This is a genomic window from Bradyrhizobium sp. (genome assembly GCF_049512235.1).
Lineage (GTDB): Bacteria > Pseudomonadota > Alphaproteobacteria > Rhizobiales > Xanthobacteraceae > Bradyrhizobium.
The window spans coordinates 1-8,804 of sequence record NZ_JBEKXH010000276.1 but is presented as its reverse complement, the minus strand read 5'-3'; the positions used below and the strand labels follow the sequence as shown (position 1 = coordinate 8,804).

Annotated in this window: 7 protein-coding genes; 2 read left to right on the top strand and 5 right to left on the bottom strand. The window is 61.4% G+C overall.

Going from position 1 to position 8,804, the window contains the following annotated elements; all coding sequences use genetic code 11:
- Nucleotides 1–1,000: 1,000 nt before the first annotated feature.
- Nucleotides 1,001–1,942 (top strand): acetamidase/formamidase family protein, encoded by a 942-nt coding sequence (locus ABSG20_RS22755; RefSeq protein ID WP_423866766.1) that lies wholly within the window; start codon nt 1,001–1,003, stop codon nt 1,940–1,942.
- A 100-nt stretch (nt 1,943–2,042) separates the two neighbouring features.
- Here the strand turns inward: ABSG20_RS22755 and ABSG20_RS22750 are convergent, their stop codons facing one another.
- The gene (locus ABSG20_RS22750; protein ID WP_423866767.1) at nt 2,043–3,011 is read right to left on the bottom strand and encodes an SDR family oxidoreductase; all 969 of its coding nucleotides are present in this window, start codon (nt 3,009–3,011) and stop codon (nt 2,043–2,045) included.
- Between the two features lie 1,040 nt (nt 3,012–4,051).
- Here ABSG20_RS22750 and ABSG20_RS22745 point away from each other — a divergent pair.
- Complete coding sequence (locus tag ABSG20_RS22745) at nt 4,052–4,177, top strand: hypothetical protein (RefSeq protein WP_423866765.1); 126 nt, start codon at nt 4,052–4,054, stop codon at nt 4,175–4,177.
- A gap of 437 nt (nt 4,178–4,614) precedes the next feature.
- Here the strand turns inward: ABSG20_RS22745 and ABSG20_RS22740 are convergent, their stop codons facing one another.
- The 4 genes from ABSG20_RS22740 to ABSG20_RS22725 form a co-directional block, all read right to left on the bottom strand.
- Nucleotides 4,615–5,037: a hypothetical protein gene (locus ABSG20_RS22740; RefSeq protein WP_423866764.1), complete on the bottom strand. Its 423-nt coding sequence runs from the start codon at nt 5,035–5,037 to the stop codon at nt 4,615–4,617.
- Between the two features lie 187 nt (nt 5,038–5,224).
- Nucleotides 5,225–7,399 (bottom strand): putative bifunctional diguanylate cyclase/phosphodiesterase, encoded by a 2,175-nt coding sequence (locus tag ABSG20_RS22735; protein WP_423866763.1) that lies wholly within the window; start codon nt 7,397–7,399, stop codon nt 5,225–5,227.
- 363 nt (nt 7,400–7,762) lie between these two features.
- Nucleotides 7,763–8,578 (bottom strand): lytic murein transglycosylase, encoded by an 816-nt coding sequence (locus tag ABSG20_RS22730; protein ID WP_423866762.1) that lies wholly within the window; start codon nt 8,576–8,578, stop codon nt 7,763–7,765.
- A gap of 46 nt (nt 8,579–8,624) precedes the next feature.
- The coding region (locus ABSG20_RS22725) for a hypothetical protein (protein WP_423866761.1) at nt 8,625–8,804 on the bottom strand (180 nt) is incomplete at its 5' end.

The following is an 8,804-nucleotide window of genomic DNA, read 5'->3' as shown; positions in this document are numbered from 1 at the left end:
GTGCCGATCCTCCTGGGAAAGCCGGCAGCCGCTTGAGCAGCAAGTCATACGCGGGCCTCGCGCTGCATGTCTGTTCGGTCTGCGTCTTCGAAATTCAGGTGTCAGAGCCGTGACAGAGGCACGTTCGCGGCCGGCGCCCGAACTGTGATTGATCGGTTCGCCTAATATATTGGAAAGATCATTTCACGGCATTTCGCATATTCGCACAGCAATATCCAGCACGACGCACCCGATCACGGCGCTTGATCGACCCCGCATTCTCGGACCCCAGTCGTGTTTCGCCGAATTTTTGGAATGTGAGCAATATTGGCCAGCGGACCACCAGTTCAGTGCGGCATGCTGGTACCATCACCGCCCCGTATTGGCAACCATCGGTGACTGAAAGCAGCTCGTGGTCGTATCCCAGTCCCCACGGTCAAGCCCATGAACCGCCCATCGAACGAGGATGCATCGCCCCTTCGGCGACACGCGGCCGACGCGCTGCGCCGTGCCCGCAAGCTGCCGGTCGGTCACGACAGGAACGACTTGAGGCAATTGGCCATGGGCCTTCTGTGGCTCGAAAGGAGGGGCTTCGTGGCAACCCTGGAAGACCCTGCCACGGGCTTGCGTATTATGAAAGACTTGCAAAGTTAGGCCGCCGCTCGCCGCTGAGGTTGCGCGGAGCGCGAGTTCGACAGTCTGGTTCGCGATGCGAAAAAGTGGCCGCTCCACTTCTTACTGTTGGCGCTGGCGCACGCGGGCCCCCGGCGGTGGCCCTGACTTGCGGCCGCCAGGCGGCGCCGTTGTTCGACGAGTCACGGCTGGCTGAGCAGGCTGTCGTCGATCGATCTGAACTGGTAAAAGCCTATCGCATTTCGCGGGGCGGTAATGCCGTTTACTGCGTCGAGCTGCTCGGGGCGGCGTCGGTTCTCGAGCTGACGCTGCGAGCGGCCGGACGCAGGCGCAAGTGCCCGCAACCGCCGACCGCCGCCGCGCCCCACCTCCAACCCGAAATCTCGCTATGACTCACCATCACCTGCACTCAAGTCCGGAGACCTGCCACTGGGGCTTCTTCGAAGCCAAATTGCGACCGGTCCTCACCGTTGCCAGCGGCGATGAAGTGACCATCGACACCATCAGCGGCGGACCCGACGTGGTGCCCGATCGCAAGCTGTTTCACGTTCCACCCGAGCTTGCGGAAGTTCATGCCAAGAGCGAGCGAATGCTGCCGGGCCATATCCTGACCGGGCCGGTGGCGATCGAAGGCGCCATCCCCGGCGACGTGCTGGAGGTTGAGATTCTCGACGTTAGTCTGCGCCAGGACTGGGGTTATAACCTGATCCGTCCACTGGCCGGCACCCTGCCCGACGATTTCCACGAAGCCCGCCTGATCAACATCCCGCTTGACCGCGAGCGCATGGTGGGCCGGCTGCCCTGGGGGCTCGACCTGCCGCTGAAACCGTTCTTCGGCGTGATGGGCGTGGCGCCGCCGCCCGCCTGGGGCCGCATCACCTCGCTGATCCCGCGCGCGATGGGCGGCAATCTGGACAACAAGGAACTGACGCCGGGCGCAAAGCTTTATCTGCCGGTGTTTGTGCCGGGTGCATTGTTTTCCTGCGGCGACGGCCACGGCGTTCAGGGTGATGGCGAGGTCTGCGTCACCGCGATCGAGACCGCGCTGCAGGGCCGTTTCCGGCTGACGCTGCGAGCGGATCTGCGGCTCGATTATCCCCGCGCGGAAACACCTTCGCACTACATGACGATGGCAATGGATCCCGATCTCGATCAATGCGTGGTGCGCGCGCTGCGCGACATGATCGTGCTGATAGGCGAAAAGCGTAACCTGTCGCGCGAGGATGCCTACACGCTATGCAGCCTGGCTGCGGATTTGCGGGTGACGCAGACCGTCAACGGCTCAAAGGGCATCCATTGCATGATCGCGAAAACCGCGGTGCATGGTTGAGCGCGCTTTGCAGACGACGCCACGAGTTGAAGCCAGGAAACGCCGTCACCATCGCCGTCGAGCTGTTAAGCGCATTCATCCTTGGGTCGGTTGTTCGCGCTCACCCCAGCCGCCACCCGACCTCTTCGGCAAAGCTCTGGTAGAACTCCGCGTCATAGGCGCGCTCCGGCGTCGCCCGCACGCGTTCATCGAGGCGGTGGGCATCGTCGCCGACCAGGATGCGCCAGTGTTCGGCCCTGACGCCGTCGAGAATGATTTTCGCTGCAGCAGCCGCCGTGGTCGGCGCATCCTCGCGAAAACTCCGGGCGCGTTCGGCCGCCAGCGTCTGCACGTCGTCGTCCGACATGTTGGCAGCATCGACGCCGGCAGCCATCAGGCGCCGCCGCGTCAGCGCGATTTCGCTGTCGTTGAGCCGGTCGGAGTCGGTACCGCTCTGGACTTTGCGCGAATTGGAAACGATCGAGGTACCGATATGGCCGGGCATTACGACCGAGCATTTGATGTGCGGCGCGTTCAGCCTGAGATCGTTGATCAGCGCTTCGGTAAATCCCTTCACCGCGAATTTGGCGGCGCTGTAGGCGGTGTGCGAGACGCCCATGCCGACCGAGGCCCAGAACCCGTTGACGCTCGAGGTATTGACGATGTGGCCTTCCTCGGCCTTCACGAGCATCGGCAGGAAGGTACGGACACCGAGATAGACCCCGCCCCAGCAGATGTTGAAGGTCCTCTCCCACTGCTCCCTGCTATTGGTGAACAGGCTGCCGCCGCCGCCGATGCCGGCGTTGTTGAACAGCAAATGGATCTTGTCGGTGACCTGCTGGTCGCAGATTTCGTCGCGGAAGCGCGCGAGCTGGTGCTCGATCGAGACGTCGACGACATGGGTAGTGATGCGCAGGCCCTGCGGCAGCTTTTCGACCTCGCACAAGCCTTTGGTTTCCGCCATCGCATCGGCTGATAGATCGCACAGGGCGACATTGCAGCCCTCGGCGACCAGTTGCCGCGCAAGCTCGCGACCCATGCCCGTGCCGCCCCCGGTGATGACAGCGATCTTGCCGGCAAAATCCTTCATGGGATAGCGAACCTTTCCGCCGCCAACTTTGGCCGTCATAATTTCCGCAACATCGACTGAGGAATGCTTTTCATGATTTCGGACGCTTGGCAATATCTCCGGATGCAGAGAATGCTGCCTGGAATCGGCCGCCTCATTCTTGATGATCTCTGCTTTCATCCTATCAACCTGCGCGCGTGACGTTCTTGACTGATTGATTTCGATGCGGGCACGCTTGCGAATTCAAAGCTTAATTGAGACGGCGTCGCGATTAGGCTTAATCGCGAGTTCACGCCCGCTTCCGTTCAACTACGGATGCTCGCGCGCGCCAGAATATCCTATCTCACTATCCAAGGCTGAAGAGTTGGATGAATTGCGGTCGCCTGCGATCAGACGAAAGAGAAATTAGAAAATCTTTCTGAAGCTGCCGCCAACTACATTAACGACATTTCGTAACCTTATAGGTGTCACCGAAAAATGCCCGAAACAAATTTTGGCGTGCCGCGCGGCAATATTCCACCGGCCCAGGCGAAATGGCCGAGCTCCCGGACAGCAGTGTGGCATGCGGCCACGCCTTGACGATCTAGAGCGACCTGGCGCGGGGATTGGCCACCGAGCTTAATCAGAGCCCCGAGCGGCGAATGGAAGTCGCGGTGGGATCGGCAGGGTCCTGATCGAGTTATCCGCCTCGGTCAAAATCGCGGATTGATCAAAGCGTGTGCGGCTGCGTTCTGCAAAGCGAACGCACCGACGACTTGACTTCCAGTCAAGCCGACACGCCGAAGAGAAGGTGACCACGCTTTGCACGATGAAAGACGTTTTCCTCATTTGCGGAGAAATCAGCGCTATGAAACGACACAGGTTGAAAAAGATACAGACAGAACTCATTTGCCCCGCCTGTCAGGGCACTGGGTTTCCGCCGGTCGCGCAGCCAACGCTGCCCGGCCGCAAGCTCTATCCCGCGCCTTGCGAGCGATGTCTGGGCAAGGGACGAATCAGTGCGCTTGCCGCTGAGTCATCCATCGCCCCACTTGCCCCGCCGTCATCCGAAGCGCCGGCCGGTGGCGCTTCGCATCATGATCAAGGGCGCGATCACGGCATTGCTTTCGGTATCCCGGGTGATGAACCCGGCTTCGCTGATCCCCTGCCTCGGAATCGATAGCCGCAGCCGCCATGAGATCGTGTGATGGCGAGGCATCCCGCCGCGCAGACTGCTTGCCAATCTTCACGATGTCTGGCTAGCCCGTGTTTGACTAGCCCGACGGCGGGCGAGATCGTTGCCATATCACGGTCAGTGACGCAATTTCACGACCACGTGGATGAGCCTTGCGCCGCGAATCCCGACCACACAAATTTTAGACGACGGACCGAACAGAAGGACATGCCGGCAGATGCATTCCGACGGAAAAGACAGGCACAGCTGGATGCCCGCGTTGATATCCGCAATCGTAGCGGTGGTCGGTAGTGCTGTTCTTCTGCTGATGGATTTTGGTCCATCAAGCGGTTGGCCGGTCCATGGCGGCGGGATGATCACCGCCGCGGCGGTTTCCAGGGCTGGTGCGATCGAGCTTCCGACGGCGCCGCACGACCGACCGCGCTGATTGCCCCGCACCCGAACCCGTAGCTAACGAAGATCGCGGGACGTCCCGATGCCATTCGGCGACGGCGCGGCAAAGCCCGCCCAGGCCAGATAGAGCCCGATCACCAGCGAGGGCGCGAGATAAAGATAAAAATGCTCGTCATATCGCATTTGCCCGAACAGGCCGGGAAGCGCCTCGGGCGGAAGCAGCATGAGCAGCAGTCCCTTCGCGAGGATCAACCAGCCGACCAGTGTCACGACGACCGGCAACGCGCCGCCGGACCAGACATTGTGGCCGAGGACCATCGCGGTGCCGACGGCGAGACTGATGATGGCGTAGGTCAGCATGACCGGCCCGTCGGCGACCGTGGTTTCGATCACGGCGCTGCCGCGCACCAACATCGCGACCACGAGCAGGATGGTGAAGAGCCCGATATAGCGGGCAAGAAAAATTGTAAGCCGGGACATGCGAACCTCCGCGCCATCTGCAGCGAAATGGTCTTGCCATCCTATCTGCGGCTGGCGCGACTGGCGATGATTTTAACCGTCGAGCGGCTCGATGGCGCAAGCGTTGCCGCTCGGTCACGGCGCCATGAAACTGCGCAAAGCTCCTTAAAGCGCTCACCGGTCGCGCGGCCAGCCCCGATGCAGCGCCTTACGCCGCCTTGGCAAACAAATGACTGTTCGATCGATCGTCCGGCAGCAGCGCCGATACCGGACATGGCCGTCCGAACAGATAGCCCTGGACCATGGTAACACCAGCCTCGCGCAAAATGGCGAGCTGCTGCTCCGTTTCCACGCCCTCCGCTACCGTTTGCGTCTTGAGACTGTGCCCGAGGGCTACGACCGCGGCGACGATCGCGGCACAATCGGCTCGTGCGATCATGTTCATGGTGAAGGAGCGGTCTATCTTGATCTTGTCGAAAGCGATCATCGTCAGATAACTGAGCGAAGAATACCCGGTGCCGAAATCGTCGAGCGCGATCGATATCCCGAGCGTTTTGAGCTCGCTGATCAGCTTGGTGCAGTCCGCGTCATTCTTGAACAGCGCGGTCTCGGTGATCTCAAGCTCCAGTCGTTGCGGTGAGAGCGACGAATCCGCCAGCGCGCGCAGGATGCTTCGAAGCAGGTCCGGGTGAGCCAGTTGAACCGGCGACAGGTTGACGGAAACCTTGATATGCGCGGGCCATTGGGCGGCGTCCGCGCAGGCTCGACGCAGGATCCACTCGCCGAGCGGCACGATCAGGCCCGTCTCCTCGGCCAGTGGAATGAACCGGTCGGGCATCACGCAGCCGCCGTCCGGACGGTTCCAGCGCACCAGTGCCTCGAAACCTGCTTGCCGGCCGGTACTGACGTCGATCATGGCCTGGTAGTGCAGCTCGAATTCGCCTCGCGCGATGGCAACGCGCAGCTGATCTTCGAGGACGCGGCGGTCATTGAGCGCTGCGAGCATCGCGGCTTCAAAAAAACGAAAGTCGCTCCTGCCTTTTGCTTTGACCTCGTACAGCGCCAGATCGGCCATCTTGAGGATGTCCGAGCTCTTGGCCATGTCCGAAACCAGCGCGATGCCGATGCTGGCGCCGACGGAAATCAGCTTGCTGCCGATATCGAACGGCTCGCGCATGATCGCCAGGATGCGCTCGGCCAGACCCGCCGCCTTTTCGCGCGGTTCGTCTTCGCCCGCCTGGATGATCGCAAACTCGTCGCCACCCAACCGTGCGAGCACATCGGTTTCACACAGCGCGGATTTCAAGCGCTGCGCCGCCTCGCGGAGTAATTGATCTCCGGCGGGATGTCCGAGCGTATCGTTGACATTCTTGAATCGATCGAGATCGATCATGAACACGGCAAAGGTCTGTTGCTGGCGGCTCAGGCCAGCCACAGCGCTGTCGAGCTCCTCTATGAACAACGCGCGATTGGCCAGGCCGGTGAGCCCGTCATGGTGGGCCAGAAAGCGAATGTGAAGATCGGCCTGTTGGCGCTCGGTGATATCTTCGTGCGTTGAAATCCAGCCGCCGTCCGGCATCGGCTGATGCCTCACGGAAATGGACTGTCCACTCATCAACTCCACCACGGTCTGGTGCGGTTTGCCGCTGTCCACCATCTTATCCCGCAAGTATATATACTGGTCGCGTCGGATGCGAGGCGACCGGTCGGAGGCGAACAGGTGATCCATAAGATCCATCACGGGCGTGCCGGGCAACGCCACCTCGGCAGGGAGATTGTAGATCTCCCGGTATTTCTGGTTGCTGACGACAAGTTTCTTGTCGCCATCGAAAAAGCAAACCCCAAGCGAGATATTGGCCAAGGCAGCGTCGAGTTGCCGGTGTGCGGTTTCAAGCTCCGCATTCTTGCGCGCCGTGGTAAGCTTCGCTTGTTCCATGTGATCGATCTGTCCGGCAACATAGCGCGCCAGCATCGCCACCGCGGCCAACACGCTGACGGCTCCGAACAGCACAAAAAACACCTGCAAGGCCCAATCGTCGCGGGGTGCGGCTTGCGTCAAGCCTTGCTTGGCCGTCGGGTTCGTTGTCGCCTCGTTTACCGGATTTGGCACCGTCCCGAACGCGTTGAGCACTCGATCCGCGGTTTCGATCGACTCAACTGCCTGCTGGGACGTGCCGTCATCCAGATTGCTCGCGGCATTCTCGCTTGTTGCTTTAGGGTGGGCGGCGATGGCCTCGTTGCGCTGCAACCAGATCGATGCTCCCGTCGCGCCGACAACCATCATGGCCATCGAGGTAACGACCAGCAGGGACCATCGACGCAGCTTCCGCGCCGTGCGCCAGGAAAGCTCGACAGCCGTGCCTTGAATCATATGGTCGGGCAAGAGTAACTCCCCCACAAACTGGCAATGTTTTCGGGAACCGTGAAGAGCTTGGCAACCAGAGTGCAAGACCCGCACGATCTGGCCTTGCAGTGTTGTCACCAACGGCCTAATTGCTGATTAAGTTTGGACTGGGTACTTGCAGGGAACGGCGCCAATTTCTGAAATTTCGCTGCAATTGGGCGCCGGCTCCATTGGCGCCCGCCGGCTTTCGCAATCACGGCCCCCACAATGCGGATATGGTAAAGGAATCACCCCCGACTTGGTTGAGCCAGGATGCGCTTTTTGGCGTGAGATGAAATTTTACGTTGTGATGGGCCTGGAGCCAATCCTCGCCCGCCCGAGGCCGGTCGGACCACGCTCGCATCAGTGCGCCGCGGAGCCCTCGCCTCCGTCGATCTGACGGCCCATCAGCGCGATGGCGCGCTGGTAGACCGAAGCCGCATTCCATGCCTCGATAGCTGCGAAATTGGCTTCGCCCGGTTGGTAACCCGCGCCGGCACTCCAGCCATGGGCCTTGAGAAAATTCGCGGTCGAGCTGAGCGCGTTGGCGGCGACGTCGAGATTGCCGGTGCCGTAAGCCAGGATGTTCTTCGGCAAGAACTGCGTCTGGCCGATTTCACCGTGCATGGAGCCGCGCGTGCTTGCCGACAGGGCGCCGCGATCGATCAGCTTCAGAGCGGCATAGAGCTGCTCGGTGAAATATTCCGACCGACGGCAGTCGTAGGCGAGCGTGGCGACGGCCGAGAGCATGTTCTGATTGCCGCGCTGGCTTCCGAAACCCGTCTCCATCCCCCAGATCGCCAGCAGCGGTCCGGGCGGGACGCCGTAGCGTTGCTGGATGGATGCGAACAGCGCCGCCTGGGATTGCTTCAGGCCCCGGCCGCGGGCGACGATGGTCGCGGCCCCGCGCTTGGCGAGAAACTGTTCGAGCGACAGACCGAAGCTTCGCTGGCCGCGGTCGGCGGCGATAGTCGCCGGCGCATAATTCGTCTGCATCAAAGCCGCCGCGCCCGAAGCGCCGATGCCTTTTGCCCTGGCCTCCTCGGCGAATTGTCCCTTCCAGGCCTCGAACCCGGCCGCCGTGCTGCCGCACTGCGCGGCATCAGCCCTCGCGCAAAGACACGCGAGCACTGCCACCGCGGTGAACGCAGCCGTCGCAATCTCCCTGCCCTTGATCATTCAGAACTCCCTGCGCGCCGTTTGAAAGAAGGTTGGATGCTGATTATCACGCACGCGGTTCAAATCCCAGCAGGTTCACCCCGCGAAAAGAACCGCCAAGGAAAGCCAGAGTGCTTCCGCCGCGGCAGACCGCATCAACAACGGGTAGTATGGAAAAGCGGATGAATGTGAGCGTGGTCGTGGGCAGCCTGCGGAAGGCATCACTCAATCGCATGTTGGAGCAGGG